The organism is Sediminibacterium goheungense, assembly GCF_004361915.1.
Taxonomy (GTDB): domain Bacteria; phylum Bacteroidota; class Bacteroidia; order Chitinophagales; family Chitinophagaceae; genus Sediminibacterium; species Sediminibacterium goheungense.
The window spans coordinates 272,930-292,583 of record NZ_SNWP01000012.1; the positions used below are offsets into that span (position 1 = coordinate 272,930).

The 19,654-nt window shown below is 42.3% G+C and carries 8 protein-coding genes, 2 tRNA genes and 1 pseudogene; 10 read left to right on the forward strand and 1 reads right to left on the reverse strand.

What is annotated here, in order from left to right; all coding sequences use genetic code 11:
* Positions 1-612: 612 nt before the first annotated feature.
* The 3 genes from BC659_RS13730 to BC659_RS13740 all read left to right on the forward strand — a co-directional run bounded on the left by BC659_RS13730 (position 613) and on the right by BC659_RS13740 (position 11,498).
* A complete protein-coding gene (locus tag BC659_RS13730) occupies positions 613-8,064 on the forward strand; it encodes a LamG-like jellyroll fold domain-containing protein (RefSeq protein ID WP_133475370.1) in 7,452 nt (2,483 codons plus the stop codon).
* 421 nt (positions 8,065-8,485) lie between these two features.
* Positions 8,486-11,044, forward strand: coding sequence for an SMP-30/gluconolactonase/LRE family protein (locus BC659_RS13735; protein ID WP_133475372.1), 2,559 nt, complete (start codon positions 8,486-8,488; stop codon positions 11,042-11,044).
* Between the two features lie 61 nt (positions 11,045-11,105).
* Positions 11,106-11,498: a hypothetical protein gene (locus BC659_RS13740; RefSeq protein WP_133475374.1), complete on the forward strand. Its 393-nt coding sequence runs from the start codon at positions 11,106-11,108 to the stop codon at positions 11,496-11,498.
* Positions 11,499-11,584: 86 nt separating this feature from the next.
* Here BC659_RS13740 and rocD read toward each other — a convergent pair whose 3' ends face one another.
* Positions 11,585-12,814, reverse strand: coding sequence for an ornithine--oxo-acid transaminase (gene rocD / locus BC659_RS13745; RefSeq protein ID WP_133475375.1), 1,230 nt, complete (start codon positions 12,812-12,814; stop codon positions 11,585-11,587).
* Positions 12,815-13,068: 254 nt separating this feature from the next.
* Here rocD and BC659_RS13750 point away from each other — a divergent pair, with 254 nt between their 5' ends.
* The 7 genes and pseudogenes from BC659_RS13750 to BC659_RS17095 form a co-directional block, all read left to right on the forward strand.
* A complete protein-coding gene (locus BC659_RS13750; protein ID WP_133475376.1) occupies positions 13,069-14,205 on the forward strand; it encodes a serine hydrolase domain-containing protein in 1,137 nt (378 codons plus the stop codon).
* Between the two features lie 114 nt (positions 14,206-14,319).
* The gene (locus tag BC659_RS13755) at positions 14,320-15,351 is read left to right on the forward strand and encodes a glycosyltransferase family 2 protein (RefSeq protein ID WP_133475377.1); all 1,032 of its coding nucleotides are present in this window, start codon (positions 14,320-14,322) and stop codon (positions 15,349-15,351) included.
* A 40-nt stretch (positions 15,352-15,391) separates the two neighbouring features.
* Positions 15,392-15,595 carry a hypothetical protein gene (locus tag BC659_RS13760; RefSeq protein WP_133475378.1) on the forward strand — a complete coding sequence of 68 codons (204 nt, stop codon included), beginning with the start codon at positions 15,392-15,394 and terminating at the stop codon, positions 15,593-15,595.
* A gap of 74 nt (positions 15,596-15,669) precedes the next feature.
* A tRNA-Gly gene (locus BC659_RS13765) sits at positions 15,670-15,742 on the forward strand.
* A gap of 66 nt (positions 15,743-15,808) precedes the next feature.
* Positions 15,809-15,895 (forward strand) — tRNA-Leu (locus BC659_RS13770).
* 189 nt (positions 15,896-16,084) lie between these two features.
* Positions 16,085-16,660: pseudogene (locus BC659_RS17055) on the forward strand (DUF1287 domain-containing protein).
* Positions 16,661-17,117: 457 nt separating this feature from the next.
* On the forward strand, positions 17,118-19,654 hold a 2,537-nt coding region (locus BC659_RS17095; RefSeq protein WP_133475379.1), incomplete at its 3' end, for a beta strand repeat-containing protein.

Here is a 19,654-nt window from a genome sequence, read left to right on the forward strand (position 1 = left end):
ATCGCATTAGCGATCCTTTTATTTTATAAATAATTGATAACCAATTGTAGTTGAATTCCTGTTTTTTGTAGTGTTTTTCCCCGAATCAAAACGTTGAAAACACGTATCCACTTGCATATTTTTTCTGTTTTTTGCCTTTTTCCGACCTTAAAATGCTTTTTAAGGAAATTCTAATCTTAGTCATAATGGCCCCGAAAGTTGCTTTTTTCACAGCTGTATTATTTTTCTATAAATCTTACTTAATTTATTGATTTATAATTATTTATAATCAATATTATTTGTATTTTCAACAGCGCCTGAGCCATCTCTTTTTTCCGGTTACGGAAACCTTTGCGGAATATATATGTCATTATCCACATGTGTATATAAAATAATCGTCATTTAGTTTGAAAAAATCAGCTGAATCGATTAGTTTTGATTTTTCTTAACAGGTATCACGACATATACCTGCTTTTCATAAATGTCAATGTCGTTGTTTTTAGTTCCAAAAATCCTCTGACTAACCATCACTTGATCTCCTTTATCCGCTAATCAGTAAAATCTGATTTTTTATCCTGTGTTGCCTCAACAGTAATAGCTGTTGAAACAATCATTCAGAGCCAAATTAACTTTATGCGTCTTTTTACTCAAAGGAGAATTTTTACATCTGTTCTTACTGCATTCTCATTATTGCTCAGCAGTGTAGCATTCAGCCAGTTAACTGCAGGTGGATTGAACTTTGACGGTACCAATGACAAAGTAAGAGTTGTTAGAAATACCATTGCAGGTAATGATATCGGTGATGCTTCATTTAACATCAGCGACGTTATTACGATTGAGTCATGGTTGTACGTTCCAAGTGGGTCTGCCTTTAACGTACAGTCAGTGGTAGCCAAGTCTCAGCGCTTGCCGGCTTCTGCTCAAACAGGTTATGTGTTTCCGCGTACCAACGATAACTGGGCCAATATCCGTTTTCAATTGAATTTCAACGGTATTGGCTGGAAAGAAGTGATTGCTCCTTATCCAGGTAAAGATAGCTGGCACCATGTGGCAGCTACTTACGACGGTACTTATATGCGTATTTATATTAATGGGGTTCTGGCCAACCAATTAGCGGTTACGGGTACAATAACTGTGAATACCAATCCGCTTACCATTGGTTATCAGAATGGTTATACCAATGAATTTTTCAAAGGATCGATAGATGAGCTACGCATCTGGAACCGTGCATTGTCTCAGTGTGAAATTGCAGCTAACCGAAATTGCGAAATAACAGATCAGAATAAATTAATCGCATATTATAAATTTAACCAGGGTTTATTAGGAGGGGTATCCAACTTATTAGAAAATAAACTGACGGACTCAGGTCCTTTCGCCAACCATGGTTCATTGGTTGATTTTGGTCTTTTAGCCAGTGTTTCGAACTGGACAGGTGGAGCTATCGCCAATGGAACTACCTGTGCGCCTTTCGTGCAGCCTAATGTAACCATCGGTAGCAATGCATTGTCTATACCACAAGGGGGTAATCTTGAGTTAACCGCTTCAGGAGGTGTAAGTTATTCATGGACAGGTCCCAACGGATTTACTTCCACACAACAAAATCCGGTAATTAATAATGTAACAAGTGCCAATGCGGGTATTTATACGGTTAACGTAACTACTGCATCAGGATGTACAGTACCTGAAAGTATTACAATCGGTGTTTCTGTTCCTGCACGTGCGCTCAATTTTGATGGTCTGAACGACTTTGTATCTGTACCACACAACAATCTCTTTAATACTTCCGGTGGAGTTACGATTGAAACATGGATTTATCCTACAAATGATAACACACCTACACAAAGTGTTATCAGTAAGTCTTCCATATTGAACCCTGGCTATCGATTCCCCAGAACGGATGATGGCTGGAAATCATTCTCATTCCACATATATATAGAAGGTGTTGGCTGGAATATTATCTCTGCCAGTTATCCTGCCATTAATGAATGGCACCATGTAGCGGCTACATATGATGGTTCTATCATGAAAATTTACCTTGATGGGGTATTGAAAGCTACCAAAGTAGTTACAGGTAATATTATTGTCAATACAGATGCGCTTACCATTGGTACGCAGTCTGGTTATAGTGGAGAGTACTTCCAGGGATCTTTGGATGAAGTGAGAATCTGGAACCGCGCGTTGACAGAGTGTGAAATAGATAACAATATGACTTGTCAGATCAATCCGGTGGGTCAGTTGGGGCTGAGTGCATACTACCGTTTTAACAAAGGTCTGGTAGGTGTTAATAATGTGGGACTGAATACCGCTGAAGATCTAAGTGGTAACAACAATAACGGTACCCTCAATAATATGGCTTTAAATGGTGCTACATCTAACTGGTCAACTGGTATAGTTGGCGATGGTGTATGTGCTACCTTTAACCCCATCATCGCTACAGCTACTGCCAATGGTAGTATATTCGAGGTAGGACAGAATATCCAGTTACAGGCTACAGGCGGTACCAGCTATGCCTGGACGGGTCCGAACGGTTTTACTTCCAATCAGCAATCACCTGTGATATCTAATGCACAGATCAATAATTCAGGTTTATATACTGTTACGGTTTCTTTAGGTGGCTGCACAACAACAGCTAGTACGAACTTTTTGGTTGCCTATAAAGGCGGTTCATTAACGCTCGATGGCGCAGATGATGAAGTTGTGATACCTAATAGCCCTAGCTTAAATATCTCTAAAAATATTACACTGGAATCATGGATCTATCCAACAGATGGAACAAGGGCAACCCAGGATGTTTTGTGTAAGTCTACACTTTCTGTCAACAACGGATACAAGTTCCCACGTACAGATGATGGATGGAAAACCATTTCATTCTTCCTGCACCTGAATGGACAGTGGAAAGTACTGACTGCCAATAATTTCCCTGGCTTGAATAAATGGACCCATTGTGCTGCTACCTACGATGGCTATTACATGCGTATTTACCTCAATGGTGTGCTGGCTGCTTCCACAGAAGCAAGTGGTGATATTACCATGAATTCCAATAACCTGGTGATTGGTCAGCAACCTGGCTTCGTAGAGTATTTCAAAGGAAAGATTGATGAAGCAAAAGTCTGGAAGCGAGCTTTGAATCAGTGCGAAATCATCAATAATATGAATTGTGAGCTCCAGCCTGCTCAGACTGATCTGGTAGCTTACTATAAATTCAATCAGGGTTTTGCAGATGTGCCTAACCCAACTGAAAGAACATTGATTGACCTCAGTGGAAACAATAACAATGGTACACTGAACAATTTTGCCCTTACCGGTTCTAATTCAAACTGGTCTGAGTTTAAAGTAAACGGAACCTGTTCAACTTATGCAGAACCCCCTGTTACAGCAGAGGCTAATGCATCTGTATTTGGTATCGGAAGTACCATTATGCTTTTTGCAAATGGTGGATCAGCCTATACCTGGAGCGGACCTAACAACTTTACATCTTTTGTGCCAGGTCCTTCAATAACCAATGCACAACCTGTTAATTCAGGTACCTATACAGTGGCTGTTCCTTTTATTAATTGTACGATCTTCAGAAGTGTAAGATTAACGGTAACGCCATTGCCTGCTATTCAGGCGAATGGTCCAACAACCATCTGTCCATCATCTTTTGTTAGACTTTCTATTCCAACGGTAGGAGCGTCTTACCAGTGGTTCAGAAATGGAGTAGCCATCCCAGGTGCTGATAGTGCGATACATTCAGCCAGTGAGTCGGGATCATTCCATGTGGCTGTTACAACCATGACAGGTCAGGTTCAGGTATCTGCACCAATCGATGTATTCGTGGTTGATAATGTTGCTCCGGTACCCGATCTGGCAGTATTACCTGTACTGAATCTTACCGCACCGGTAACTGTTACAACCATACCTACTGCTACCGATAACTGTTCAGGAAGGGTAGAAGCTATCACCAACAGTCCGATTACATTCACGCAGTCAGGTACCTATACTATCGAGTGGATTTATAATGATGGTAATGGAAATGAAGTAACGCAAACTCAGCAAGTGAATGTAGTGCTTCCGGCGGATGTAACACCTCCAGTGATTACCGCTCCAGCCAATATCGTTAAGTCAAATGATCTTAATACCTGTGGTGCTATCGTAACATTTGCAGCCACAGCAACAGATAACCAAAGCACGCCTGTAATTACTTACAGTAAGGCACCTGGTTCAGTATTTGCTGTTGGAACAACTACTGTAACGGTAACTGCAACAGATGCAGCAGGTAACAGTGCTACTGCAACATTTACTGTAAAAGTAAATGACACACAAGCGCCTTCGATTACTGCGCCGGCTAATATTACATCAGCTTCCGGCTCTGGAATTGTGCTGGGAACTGCAACGGCAACAGATAATTGTGGTCAGCCTGTACAAATTACCAATAGTACTGTTCCTTCAGTATTCCCACTGGGTGTTACTGAAATTACCTGGACAGCTACTGATGCAGCAGGAAATGTAAGTACAGCCAAACAAAAAGTAACGATCCTGGATAATCAACCACCAGTAATTACTGCTCCCGCTACTGTAACAACGGTAACCAATAATAACCAGGCATTTGCAACGGGTGTAAGTTTGGGTACAGCTACTGCAAGTGATAATAGTGGAGGGTCAGTAACCGTAACCAATAATGCACCTGCTCAGTATCCTATCGGTAACACAACAGTTACCTGGACTGCAACAGATGCCTCCGGAAATCAGGCAACTGCACTTCAACTGGTGATTGTTGAAGACAAACAGGCACCTGCCTTAACTGCTCCGGCTGATAAAATTGTAAACACTAATACCGGGGCCAATTTTGCAACAGGTGTAAACCTGGGTACGGCTTCAGCTACTGATAACAGTGGCCAACCGGTTACTATCAGTAATAATGCACCGGTACAATACCAACTGGGTGTAAATACGATAACCTGGACTGCTGTAGATGCTTATGGTAATAGCAGCACGGGTATTCAGAAAGTAACGGTGGTAGATGCTGAAGCACCAGCTATCACAGAAGTGAACAATATCATTGTAACAGCTCCACAGGGTAGTAACACAGCAACCGTACCATCTCTCGGTACACCGATTGTATCGGATAATGTTGGAGTGGTATTACTCAGCAATAATGCTACCGGAACTGTTTATCCTATCGGAACAACATCTGTAACCTGGACAGCTAAAGATGCTGCTGGAAATACAACAACCGGCGTGCAATTGGTAACTGTTAAAGATGGTACAGCACCGACATTGGTAGGTTTGCCTGCAAATCTGAATGCATCATGCGGTAACATTCCTTCAGCTGCCAATGTAACTGCAACTGATAACTTTGATACAAATGTCAGCGTTCAGTTAGCACAAACAAGTACCAAAGGAACCAATCCTGCTCAGGTTAATTTCTATAACTATACGATCACAAGAACATGGACTGCAACCGATGCAGCAGGAAATACAACTTCAGCTTCAAGAACCATAGCCGTAGCAGATACAGAAGCGCCGGTATTCGGGTCATTGTCGAATATTGTTACCAATAATGCAGCAGGTACCTGTGGCGCTACTGTAAATTATACGGCAACGGCTACTGATGGCTGTGGAAGTCCTGTAACTTATACTTACAGTAAAGCTTCAGGAACTGTATTCTCAGTAGGTGTTACAACTGTCACCGTTACTGCAACAGATGTAGTGGGTAATACTGCGACAAGAAACTTCACAGTAACTGTTAATGATAACCAGGCACCAGTGTTTACGAGCGTTCCTGCAAATATTACAGTAGCGGCCCCTAACAACAGCTGTGCAGCCACTGTGAATTATGCAGCTGCTGTTGCAAGCGATGCATGTAGTGCAGTAACCCTTGCTTACAGCAAAGCATCCGGAACACAATTCTCAACAGGAACCACTACGGTAACGGTTACTGCTACTGATGCTTCGGGTAATTCAAATACAGCATCATTTACTGTGACTGTAGTGGATACACAAGCGCCTCAGTTGACATTGCCAGCAAATATCACAACCAATGTTGCTGCTAATACATGCGGTGCAAATGTTTCTTACTTCGCAACTGCAAGTGATAATTGTGGAGGTACAGTGAATCTCTCTTACAGTAAAGTTTCTGGTACTGAGTTCCCAATTGGAACAACAACCGTAACTGTTACTGCAAGAGATGCTGCCGGAAACACAAGTAACGGATCATTTACAGTGACTGTTCTTGATAATCAGGCTCCATCTATCACAGCCCCTGCCAATATTACGGTAGCTCAGGGTTCAGTTATAAATCTTGGCACACCAACAGTATCTGATAATTGTGGAACGCCGGTTGTTAGCAATAACGCACCAACCAGCTATCCTGTAGGTGTAACTACGATTACATGGACAGCTATTGATGGTGCTGGTAATCGTAATACGGCTTCACAAACTGTAACAGTTACCGCAATACCAACAACCTGTAGCAGTTCAATCACTGTGGTGCCAGAGAATACGCTCTACACAGGTGGTGTGCCTAACAACATCTACCTGGGTTATGGACCTCAGAGAGTAACATTGAGAACGAATGTGGCTGGTGGTACTTCATATACTTATACATGGACAGCTGTTTCGGGTAACGGTTCACTGAGCAGTACAACCAGTTCTCAGCCTGTATTCACACCAACAGCTGCAGGTAACTATACATTCAGGGTTACTGTTAGAACGCAGTCTGGTTGTGTATCTACCAGTACCGTAACCATTTGTGTGAAAGATATTCGCGTGAAGGATCAGGATGATGATAAGTGTGACCATAAATCGCACAGTTCAAAAGACTGCAAACACGGTAAACACAACCACGGTAAATGTGACCACAAATCACACAATAAAGACAAGTGTAAAGACAAGTATGATGACGGTGATGATGATAATGATGAGTGTGATCATAAGTCTCATGATAGTAAAAACTGTAAACACAAAGGGCATAGACACAATAACTGTGATCACAAGTCACATAACTCATCTTCTTGTAAAAACAAATACAATGATCGTGATGATGATGACCATGATGATGATGACGAAGAGGAGAATTATAAAGTGTATCTCTGTCATGCACCAAACGGCAATACAGGTAATGTACAAACACTCAAAATCAGTGTTAATGCAGTAGCAGCTCACCTGAGCAACCATCCTGGCGACAGACTGGGTTCATGTGCAGATCAGGGTTGTGCGGTTACGCCACCAGTACCATCATGTACAAGTACCATCAATGTCGTTCCTGAAAACAATACCTATACCGGTGGTGTTCCAACAAACCTGTACATTGGTTATGGGCCACAGCGTGTTACCTTACAGGTAAACGCCTCTGGTAGCAGTAATTATACATACAGCTGGAGAGCTTTAACCGGTGGCGGTACACTCAGCAATACCACCAGTGCTCAACCTGTATTTACAGCAAATGCAGAAGGTTACTACACTTTCGAAGTAAGAGTAACCGGACAGTCTGGCTGCACAAGTACAAGTCAGGTTGGAATCTGTGTGAAAGATATCAGAGTGGAAGAGGATTGTAATAACTGGGGTTGGTTATCATGGCTGTACTACTACTATTACGGCTACAATAACGATGATCCGAAAGTGTATATCACCAGAAGAAATGGCAACAGCAATAATTACAACGTACTTGAAGTAAAAACCAGCGATGTTGCATCACACCTACAACGTTATCCGAATGATATACTCGGTAAGGGCTTGACTGGTTGCGTATCAAATGCAATGGCCAATACAGGTGCGGTGAGTAACACGGCAACCATTACCGAAGAAACAGTAGCTGTAAAAACAACCACAAAAACTGTACAGGCTGAAATTACAGATGATCTCGCAGTAACTGTAATGGGTAATCCAAGTCGCTCAATGTTTACTGTGAAAATCCAAAGCAAACATAACCAGCAGGTACAGATCAGGGTATTTGATATGTACGGCAGAGCTGTAGAGTCAAGGGCTAATCAGAATGCTAACAGTACTGTTCAGTTTGGTCATAACCTTGGAAACGGAACCTATTATGCAGAATTTACACAGGGAAGCCGCCGCAAAGTGGTTCAACTGATAAAAGTTAAATAGTAAACTTGTTGATGTAACCCCATCATCCTTTAGAAACCAGTACCGAAAAACCAAAAGAAAGAGCCGTTCAAACTGAACGGCTCTTTCGATTTTTAAGCAGGTGACGATTTTTTCAGTAACACTTTAACTACAAACCAATCTTCACCAATACGACAAATTTGTAGTAAAATCAGTACGCCTTCTTACAGTAGTTACGCTGTAATGCTTATTTTATGCATAATAATTACTGCAAATAAATACCTGTGCTGATTTTCTGTATTGTATTTAAACAACTTTTGACATAATAGTAATTAATGTTATGTAGTAGCGTCGCTACTGTGTAACCAATCGACACTACCGATTTTTCACAAATGCTGTTATTTGTGACAGAGCCCAAGTCAAGTCACTTTGTGTTATCAAATTCAAAGTGCTACCAAGGCTTATGCAATTCACTACAACATCGCAAAAAAAGTCAATCGCTGCATTGCAGGCCATAATATTGATGTGCGTGTTTTTCATTTGTTATAAAGCAAATGCCTTAGCTACTGATAGCATATCCGGAATACCTGTAAAACCTGTTTTACGTAGTACAAATCTTTGTGTAAATACTGAATTAAGTATAGAAGCCATTTCTCCGAAAGTAGAACGTATTGATTGGAAATATAACAGGCAAACTGTGCATACTTCATTTACGCCTGCATTGGTTAAAACAGTTGCAGGTATTGGAGAAGGAACAGCAGCCGATGAATTCAGGTTCCCTTCGGGTATAACGGTAGATCGTTCAGGTAATATCTATATAGCTGATCAGTTTAACCACAGGGTTCAGCAATGGGTACCCGGTGCAGTTGCAGGAAAAACTGTAGCAGGTATTGGAGGACAGGGCGATGCTGCAAATCAGTTGAATTATCCCATGGCCGTAGCGGTAGATGCAGCCGGCAATCTTTATGTAAGTGATGCTGCCAACAGCCGTATTCAAATGTTTACGCCCGGCTCATATATCGGAGTAACGGTAGCGGGCGGTAATGGAAGAGGTTATGGAGCGAATCAGCTGAATATGCCTTTTGGGATCTGCCTTGATCAGCATGGTAACCTTTATGTGGCAGATAATTATAACCACAGGGTTCAGAAATGGGCTCCAGGGGCTATCGAAGGCATAACAGTGGCCGGAGGTAACGGGAAGGGTAATGCTGCGAATCAATTGCAATATCCAAGTAGTATAAAAGTTGATAAAAGTGGAACCTTGTTTATCGCAGATGCCGCTAACGACAGGGTACAGGCATGGAAGCCGGGTGCCAGAACCGGTATTACAGTTGCGGGTGGTAACGGAAGAGGAAAAGGAATGGCTCAATTGTATTTTCCTACGGATATCGCCTTGAATGAAGCAGGAGATATTTTTGTTTCCGATCAGACCAATCAACGTATCCAGTGCTGGAAATCGGGTGCAAAAACGGGTATCACTGTTGCAGGAGGCAATGGTCAGGGAAATGATATGAACCAGTTTAATTATCCTTATGGATTGGCCGTTGATGAAGATGAGAATATATATGTTGCCGATCAGTACAATCACCGGATACAGTTTTTTCAAAATCCTGATGCTAAAATCAGCTATCAGTTTCAATTCAAAGCAACACGTCCGGGTTCTTATGAGGCTGATATTGTTTACAGAAATGGAGTAGTAGAAAAATCAGCAGTTTTAGAAGTGCATGATTTGCCGGTAATAACACCTATTCATACCGATGAAAATGTGTGTACTGGAAAACAATATCAGTTGCTCACGGATGAAAAAGATGTAAAATGGAAAAGCAGTAATACCGCAATAGCTGAAATCAGTGCCGATGGTATATTAGTGGGTAAACAAAATGGTGTGGTGGTAATTTCTTATGAAATGCAGGATATGTTTGGATGTATCAATAGTACCTCAAAAACCATAACCATGAAAGAAACACCCGCTGTGCCCGCTATAATGCTGGCGCCGGAACTGATACAGCAATCGGGCAATACACTTTTTAAGTCACAACAGCTTTGCGCCGGTACAAGTGTACCATTGAATAGGATGTTAACCACAGGCATATGGGGTAGTAGTGATACCAATATTGCAAAAGTAGAAAACGGCACCTTGAAAGGCGTCAGTGCAGGAAATGTGGCTATTTCATTTCTCGTTGAAAAAAATGGTTGTACAGCTGAAAGTAGAACTGAATTTGTGGTATTACCTGCAACAAACAGACCCGTAATACAGGGATATAATAAAATCATTAGCGGACAGGTTCAACAGCTCAATGCAGGAACAGAAACCGGTATCTGGAGCAGTTTAGTCGAAGATATAGCAACCATTGATCAACGTGGGTTTGTGAAGGGCATCCGTCCCGGATCATCTATAATTTCATTTGAAACCACAGACCATCAGGGTTGCCGGGTAAAAGCTGAGATACCTGTAACAGTTCAGCCTGAATCGCCATTGGTACAAGACGCCAGCTATGAGAACCGTCAACAACCCGCCTATATTCGTTTTGATCAGCAGGTGACTGCTAAAGCGGGTGTTAAACTGGCATTCTTTGAAAATGCATCTTCCAATACCTTACCTGTGGAGCCAATTGTAAAAAACCAGCCCGGTACATACCGGTTTTGGGTAGCAGCTATAGAGAATGGTATTGCGAGTCAGCGTGTAGCTTTTTCAGTAACCATTACAGAAGCTGTTACCACTCAGCAACTGGAGCCTGTTGTCATGGGAAACCCTGCCATTCAATTCTTTACAATTCAGTTAAAAAGTCGCAAAACAAATATGCCCATTACCATCCGTATTGCCGATATGCAGGGTAGGGTCATCGAACTTCGTCAGTCGGTACAGGCTAATAGTACCATTCAATTCGGTCAGAACTATCCTTCCGGACAATATATAGCAGAGATTGTACAGGGAGTTGAACGAAAAGTAGTGAGACTTATAAAAATGGGTGACGATAACAGGGCTGTAAGTTTTACATCAACGATACAGTATATCAAATAGACACTGGATAAATGATACTGCTTCTTAAAAATCTTTAGCTTCGCAGCCTAAGATTTTAGATATGAAATACGCCCAGCAGATAGGTATCCTCGCCGCAATCGGATTAATTGTTCTGTGCTTTTTCCCCTGGAGCATCGTAACCAGCAAAAACCTTGTTGTTTCCGGTTTTGCTGCGGAAGGTACCAGTTTTGGCAGACCTGGTTTATTTCATGTGTTTTTTTGTTCAGCTGCTGCTTTGTTTTTTGCAATACCCCGTATTTGGGCTAAAAGAACCAATGTATTCATAGGCGCCATTAACCTGGCCTGGGCCATTCGTAACTATGTACTGGTATCCAGTTGTATGTTGGGCGAGTGTCCCGAAAAACAACCCGCCTTATATGCTGTTCTCCTGCTGGCCATCCTGATTCAGATCATGGTACTCTTCCCGAAAATACCAGTAGAAAATAAGAACTGATGGCAGATGGCAGATAGCAGATTTGAGATCCAAAATCTGACATCTGCCATCTGACATCCAAAATCTCCTTTCTTATTTCTCTGTTCTTATAGCGTTTTCAGCGATCGGTCAATAATGTCTACCGCTTCTTTCACCTGATCAGCGTTAATGAGGAGTGGGGGGGCGAAGCGAATTTTATCGCCATGTGTGGGTTTTGCCAATAAACCATTTTCTTTCAGTGCCAGACACAGATCCCAGGATGCATCTTTGTTGGGATGATCCATTACAATGGCATTCAAAAGCCCCTTGCCACGAATGGCTTTAATATAGGGTGAATGTAATTTGTGTAGCTCTTCTCTCAGTAATTCACCCATAACAGCTGCATTGTCGGCCATTCTTTCATCTTTCAGTACATGGAGTGCTTCCATGGCAACTGCACAGGCAAGTGGGTTACCACCATACGTAGAGCCATGTTCTCCGGGTTTAATATTCAGCATGATATCATCATTAGCCAATACTGCTGAAACAGGCAGTACACCACCACTCAGGGCTTTTCCCAGAATAAGAATATCCGGTTTTACCTCTTCATGATCACAGGCTAACATTTTACCGGTTCGTGCCAGTCCGGTTTGTATTTCATCTGCTATAAACAATACATTGTACCTGCTGCAGAGTGCCCGCACAGATTTCAGGTATCCTTCATCCGGAACCACCACACCGGCTTCACCCTGTATGGGTTCTACCATAAATGCAGCCACATCGGGATCCTGAAGGGCTTTTTCAAGGGCCAGTGTATCATTATAAGGAATGAGTTCAAAACCCGGCATATATGGGCCAAAGCCTTTATAGCTGCTGGGATCATTCGAAGATGAAATGGCGGCCAGGGTTCTTCCCCAGAAATTACCTTCTGCAAAAATGATTTTAGCCTTGTTTTCGGCAACCCCTTTTTTTGTATAGGCCCATCTTCTTGCCAGTTTAATGGCTGTTTCACCCCCTTCAACACCCGTATTCATCGGCAGTACTTTCTCATAACCAAAATAAGCCGTAATGAAACGTGCATATTCTCCCAACAGGTTATTATGAAAAGCGCGGGAGGTAAGGGTAAGTTTCTGGGCCTGTTGGGTGAGTGCCCGGATAATTCTTGGATGACAATGTCCCTGGTTCACAGCAGAATAACCACTGAGAAAATCATAATAACGCTTGCCATCCACATCCCATAAAAAAACACCTTCCCCTCTTTCCAATACAACTGGTAAAGGATGATAATTGTGGGCACCATATTGTTCTTCCAACTGCAGATACGCAGCTGTATTTGCTGAAATAGCATGAGTGAGCATAAAAACCATTTTAAATAAAGTAATAGAAACCCATTTGCAAGGGTAATAACAAATCAAAAGCGATCCTTAACAGCAGGGATGATCGAGAAAATCAAGATTTAAGTGCAGGAAATGCATACAATGGTTTCTATATGCAAGATACGAAATTTGGATGAAAGAATAAAGGGTATGGAAGCTTTGCCAGTTCAAGGGATTAGACAGATAGGTAATTCGGGTCATAAAAAACCTTAATTTCAATACCCTAATCTATCCGTATGAAAAAATTCTTTCGCAGGTTATTGTGGATCATAGTCATTATTCTGGTGGCATTCAGTGCCTATGCATTTATATCAGGCAAAACCTTTCTTTTTACGGCGGTACGGTACAATTTTGCCAACATCGATGACTATAAAAAATTTAGCAATAATACTGTTTCAGTTGCTACCCCGCAGCCCTGGGCAGAAGCAGCTGATTATAATAAAATCAGTTACCCTGATACCCTGAATGCATTGTTGGAAGAACTGGGTTCAGTAGCACTGCTGATGATCAGGAACAATGAAGTGGTGTATGAAAAATACTGGAAAGGATATGATGATAGTTCAAAATCGGGTTCTTTTTCCGTTGCCAAAAGTATAACCAGTGTATTGATCGGAGTGGCTCTGAAAGAAGGTAAAATAAAATCACTGGAGGAACCTGTGGGTAATTATCTGCCTGAATTTAAGGAAGGAGATAAGGCAAAGGTTCGTATAGTGGATCTGCTGACCATGAGTAGCGGAACAGATTGGAATGAATCATACTGGAATCTTTTTTCAGTAACATCAGAAGCTTATTATGGAAATGATGTATATAAAACAGCAACAGGGGTGAATATGAAAGATAAGCCCGGGGCATTGCATTCGTATAAAAGCGGCGATACACAGTTATTAGGACTGCTGCTTGAAAAAGCAACCGGACAAAGCCTGAGCGATTATGCTTCACAGAAACTCTGGCAGCCGATCGGAGCTGAACATCCTGCGCTGTGGAGTACCGACAAAGAAAATGGACATATAAAAGCCTATTGTTGCTTTAATTCGAATGTCCGCGATTTTGCCCGTATCGGAAAACTTATGCTCGATAGTGGAAAATGGAATGGTACACCTATTATCGACAGTACCTATTGGGCCGCTTCTGTAAAACCTTGCGGTATAACCGATCTGAAAGGAAACAATTGCGATTATTATGGTTACCAGTGGTGGATAGATCCGGTAAATCCGGAAGTATTTTATGCAAGAGGTATATTAGGACAATATATAATTGTTATTCCTTCTAAAAAGACGATTCTTGTGAGATTGGGTGAAAAAACATCTAAAATCCGTGAACGAACGGTGCCGAAAGAAGTCAGGTATCTTATTAACTGGGGGCTGAGGGGGTGAATGGGGTGAGTAGTGAGTAGTCAATAGTGCGTTTTTTTTCTTGTTTCTCTGGGCTGGCAGCTTTGAGCTTGTAGCTTTCCTTTTCTCCTTATTTTCGTGCAAAACCATTTGTCATTGTCAGTTCCGTCGGTAGCTATTGTCATTCTCAACTATAATGGGAGAAATCACCTGGAAACTTTTCTTCCTTCTGTGCTGGCATCTACTTATGCCAATAAAAGAGTGATTGTAGCTGATAATGCATCAACAGATGATTCAATGGATTTTGTAAGAACACAATATCCCTCTGTTGAATGTTTATATAATCTCACAAACGAAGGTTTTGCGGGCGGTTATAACTGGGCACTGAATTTGGTGGAGGCTGACTATTACATATTGCTGAATTCTGATGTGTTGGTAACACCTAACTGGATTGAACCAGTGATCGCATTGATGGAAACCAATCGAAACATTGCCGCCTGTCAGCCCAAATTATTATCCTATCACCAACCTGATTTATTTGAATATGCGGGCGCTGCCGGAGGGTGGATCGACAGCCTCGGTTATCCGTTTTCAAGAGGCCGTGTTTTTGATGTCTGTGAAAAAGATGAGGGGCAATATAATGATCCCCAGGTGGTGTTTTGGGCATCAGGTGCGGCTATGTTTGTAAGGGCTAAACTATACCATGAAACGGGTGGTCTGGATGGCCGTTTTTTTGCTCACCAGGAAGAAATTGATCTGTGCTGGCGTATGCAGCTGGCAGGGTATACCATTATGAGTTGTCCGGGTTCAGTGGTTTATCATGTTGGAGGAGGTACCTTACCGAGAGGAGGAAGAAAAGTGTTTCTCAATTTCAGAAACAATTTATTGATGCTGGGAAAAAATCTGCCATGGTCTGAGAAAATATGGAAGCTGCCCCTGCGGTTTACATTAGATGGTATATCGGCCTGGAAAGGCTTGTTTACAGGGGATACTGCTTTTTTTAAGGCGATTGTAAAGGCACATTGGGCAGTAGTGGGTATATGGTGGAGGGGGAAAAAAGAAAAAAACAAACAGCATCCTAAATCCATGAAACAGTTGGGGGGCGTATATTCCGGAACGATTGTGTGGAACTATTTTGTCAAAAAACAAACACGTTTTCAGGAAATTATTGGCAGAAAGATTTTATAATCAAATCAGCTGCCTTATTTTTGCAAAGCAATTAAAAATTATGTCGAACGAACAACAAGCCGCAAAAGAAAAAGATTTTACCAGAAACTGGGTAAATTCATCTCGTTTTCTTTTCTATCTGCAAGTGTTTTGTATTCTAGCTTTTGTTTTAGGTGGATGTTATCGTCTGTATAACCAGCGTTACAAAGGGAAACCAGATGTTGAGGTGCAGGGCAGCAGCAAATACACCCCTGAATACAAATAAAAAGTCAATAAAAAATTTTGTCAGGAACTGCAGAATCCTATTTTTGCACTCCCGATTTAGTTCTTACATCGATTGCGGAAGTAGCTCATTTGGTAGAGCACGACCTTGCCAAGGTCGGGGTGGCCGGTTCGAGCCCGGTCTTCCGCTCAAATTTCCCGTCCGTCATACGTGACGGGATTTTTTTTAACCAGCATTCCTGTTAAAGGAATAGGAGCCCTGGTGGTGGAACTGGTAGACACGCAGGACTTAAAATCCTGTTCGCCGAAAAAGCGAGTGCGGGTTCGATTCCCGCCTGGGGCACAATAAGTCGTTCAGATGTTGAGCGACTTTTTTGTTAGCAGGAATGACCAGATGCATTTCTTCAGCAGGTAGCTGCTAAACCAATTTTACCAATGATTATACGAACCTTAACAATGCTCTCTATGTAAAAACAATGCAACAGCATTTCTATACAAATGTGATGCAATGTTGATATCAAAGAAAATCCGGATGCTTATTATAAGCTGCATCTTTTTTCTTCACTTATTGTCTGCACAATCAACTTTTCATTTCCGTCTGGCAGATTCTGCATTTACACTTACCCAACAAAAAGTGATTTACGATCTCTCTTATTTTTCCATTGCCTATCCTAATGGAGATGTACCCCGGGATCGGGGCGTATGTACCGATGTCATCATTCGTGCTTACCGAAAACTCAACATCGATTTACATTAACTGGTACATGATGATATGCGTACCCATTTCAGTCAATATCCACATGCGTGGGGACTGCGCGGACCCGATAAAAATATTGATCATCGAAGGATACCCAACCTCATGACTTTTTTTAAACGTTCAGGAGCATCGATACCGGTTACCAATCATGCGGCTGATTATCAACCGGGTGATATTATTTGCTGGTTACTAAGGAGGGGGCTAAAACATATTGGAATAGTAAGCAAACAAAAAACAGCTGAACATAAGCGTTACCTGATTATTCATAATATAGGAAGCGGACAGATGATAGAAGATGTACTTTTTGCCTATCCGATTATCGGGCACTACCGATTTGGCAGTGATAACTAATGAGTTAAAATGCAGACGGCAGCTTGATTTCTACAGGGAAATTCAGGTATGTGCATAATCTAAATCAATGATTTAAGCTGTTTTTAAGTTCAGAGAATGTTAAAATTTATAAGTTTGGTCTCCAAAGGCTTATGTATCAACTGCACATAAGTTCCTTTCTTTTATCCTATTTAATAGCCGAACCCAATTCTTTTGAAACAACCAAAGTTGATAATTATGGCTTAGCCTGTAATCATCTGCTTAGGCCAAACTAAACCTGAACAATCTAACTGAATGAGATCCGTACCACCTCTGATGAGGTACCTACTTCTCCATGCACTACTACAACAGATTCGTGTTGTACCTACAGGTTTTATATCCTATATGAATTTATTATTGTCAATTACAAAAGCCTCAAAGAGGTTTTTATGTTGTAATAATATTGTACCAACATATTCCCTGATCACAACCCTTTGCTATGAATAAGTTTACACGCTTATGGGTCAGCCTTGTTTCGCTGACTTTATTTACTGTTTTTTCGGCCTTCCGTTTTACGGGACTACCAGAATTAGGCGGTGCTGAAAAAATGTATAACAACCCGGGTAAAGTTGTAAAAGATGCGACAGTTGTTCGCAACTTTACTACCAGAGTACTAAAAAATATTACACGCGCTGCAGGTTTTACAGGCAGAACCTTTAACGGTAATTCGAATATATCGTTAACGGTACCAGGTAATATGAGTTTCAGTAATACGCCGGGTACTTGTGGCAGGGTGGTGACGTATGCGGCGCCAACAGCACAGGCAAATGCTGTGAGTGTTGAATTTGATTATACGGGTAATATTCAAACTTTTACGGTACCAGCCGGTGTTACTTCAATTACCATAAAGGGTATCGGTGCTGATGGAGGTAATTCATTATCATCAGGAGTAAATGGTGGAAGAGGGGCTTCGCTCACAGGAACTTTTGCGGTTACGCCAGGACAGACTATATATATGGTTGTAGGGCAGAGAGGTTCTGATGATTTTGCAGATTTTGGATTAGGAGCAGCCGGCGGCGGCGGTGGTACCTATATAAGTGCTACACCATTTGGTACGCCTTCTGCTGTGCCTTTGATGGTTGCAGGTGCAGGTGGAGGAGCTGCAGCTATTGTAGATAATAATATTCATGCAAATGCCAATAGCGTAGATGGTAATTATGGTGTTACCGGTGATGGTGGAGATGGCGCTTTGGGTACTGGTGGTTCTGGTGGAGAAGCAGGAACGAATAGTGGAGCAGGGGCAGGTTGGTTAGCTGATGGATTAAGTGATATTAATTCCGGTGACTTAACAGGTGGTTTGTCTCAATTTGGTACGAACCCTTTTGCGGGCGGATCACTATTTGGAGTTTTATATGGTGGTTATGGTGGTGGCGGTTCAGCTGGCTTTGTTGGCGGCGGCGGCGGCGGCGGATATTCCGGCGGTGGCGGCGGTGGTGACAATGGCGGCGGTGGTGGTGGTGGCTCCTTTAATGGAGGTACCAATCCTGTTAATGTGCCCGGAGTAGATGGCGATGATGGTGCAGGTGGAAATGGTAAAGTGGTTATTACTTACGGTACCAGTGTTACTGTTACACAAATAGCAGGGTTGCCTTCAGGGGCAACTTTTCCTGTTGGCGTAACCACCAATACTTTTCAGGCTACAGATGGGGTAAATACTACAACAGCCAGTTTTACAGTGACCGTGAATGATACAGAAGCACCTGTGCTAACTGCGCCTTCCAATATCACTTATACGATTCCGGCGGGATCTTCTAATTGTAATGCAGCTGCTGTTAATTTAGGTACACCAACCGTTTCAGATAATTGTGGTGCAAACACCCCTACCAATAATGCGCCGTCTTTATTCCCACTGGGTACCACAACGGTTACCTGGTCGGTTACTGATATTCATGGCAATCCGGCAACAGCTACACAACAAGTGACAGTAGTAGCTCCTGAAATCAGAATAGCATCCGCTTCTTTTGTATTCAGCATTCTGAACGGATCAACTTCCATCGATCTTGCTACCGGAACAGATTTTGGTACTACCAATATCAATAATCAGGTAACCCGTACTTATATAATTGATAATGCAGGCGGAACAGCTGATCTGTCTGTAAACAGCATCAATATTGCAGGAGCGAATCCATCTTTCTTCACAGTGGGTGGAATTACACTGCCTGCAACTATTCCTGCAGGTCAAACAACAACATTTACCGTTACCTACAGTGCATCAGCAGGAGGCACACATAATGCGATTGTACAGTTAAACAACAATGACTGTGATGAGTCTGCATACAGTTTTGCTATTCAGGGGGTAACCAATCAGGCAACTACGCCGATTACCGGTAACACCAGCGTATGTGTATCAGGAACTACGCAATTGGCCAATGTGACTGCAGGCGGTACCTGGAGTTCCGCAAATGCGGCAGTAGCTACTGTGGATGCAAATGGTTTGGTAACTGCCGTTAGTGCGGGTACAGCAAATATTAGCTATACAATGCCTGGCGGAACGGTTCAGGTAACAGTAACAGTGAATGCAGCTCCGACAGCAGCAATCAGTGCAAATGGTCCGACCACATTCTGTGCAGGTGGGTCTGTAACCTTGACAGCAACAGGTGGTGCGAGCTACCTGTGGAGCAATGGATCAACAACTTCATCAATCACCGTATCAGCTGCAGGCACTTATAGTGTAGTAGCGACCAGTGCAGAAGGTTGTTCATCAGCATCGGTATCAAGCAGTGTAACAGTTAATCCTGTTCCGACAGCAGCGATCAGTGCAGATGGTCCGACTACATTCTGTGCAGGCGGATCTGTAACCTTGACAGCAACAGGTGGTGCGAGCTACCTGTGGAGCAATGGAGCAACAACTTCATCAATCACTGTAAGCAGTGGTGGTGTATATAGTGTAGTAGCGACCAGTGCAGAAGGTTGTTCATCAGCATCGGTATCAAGCAGTGTAACAGTTAATCCTGTTCCGACAGCAGCGATCAGTGC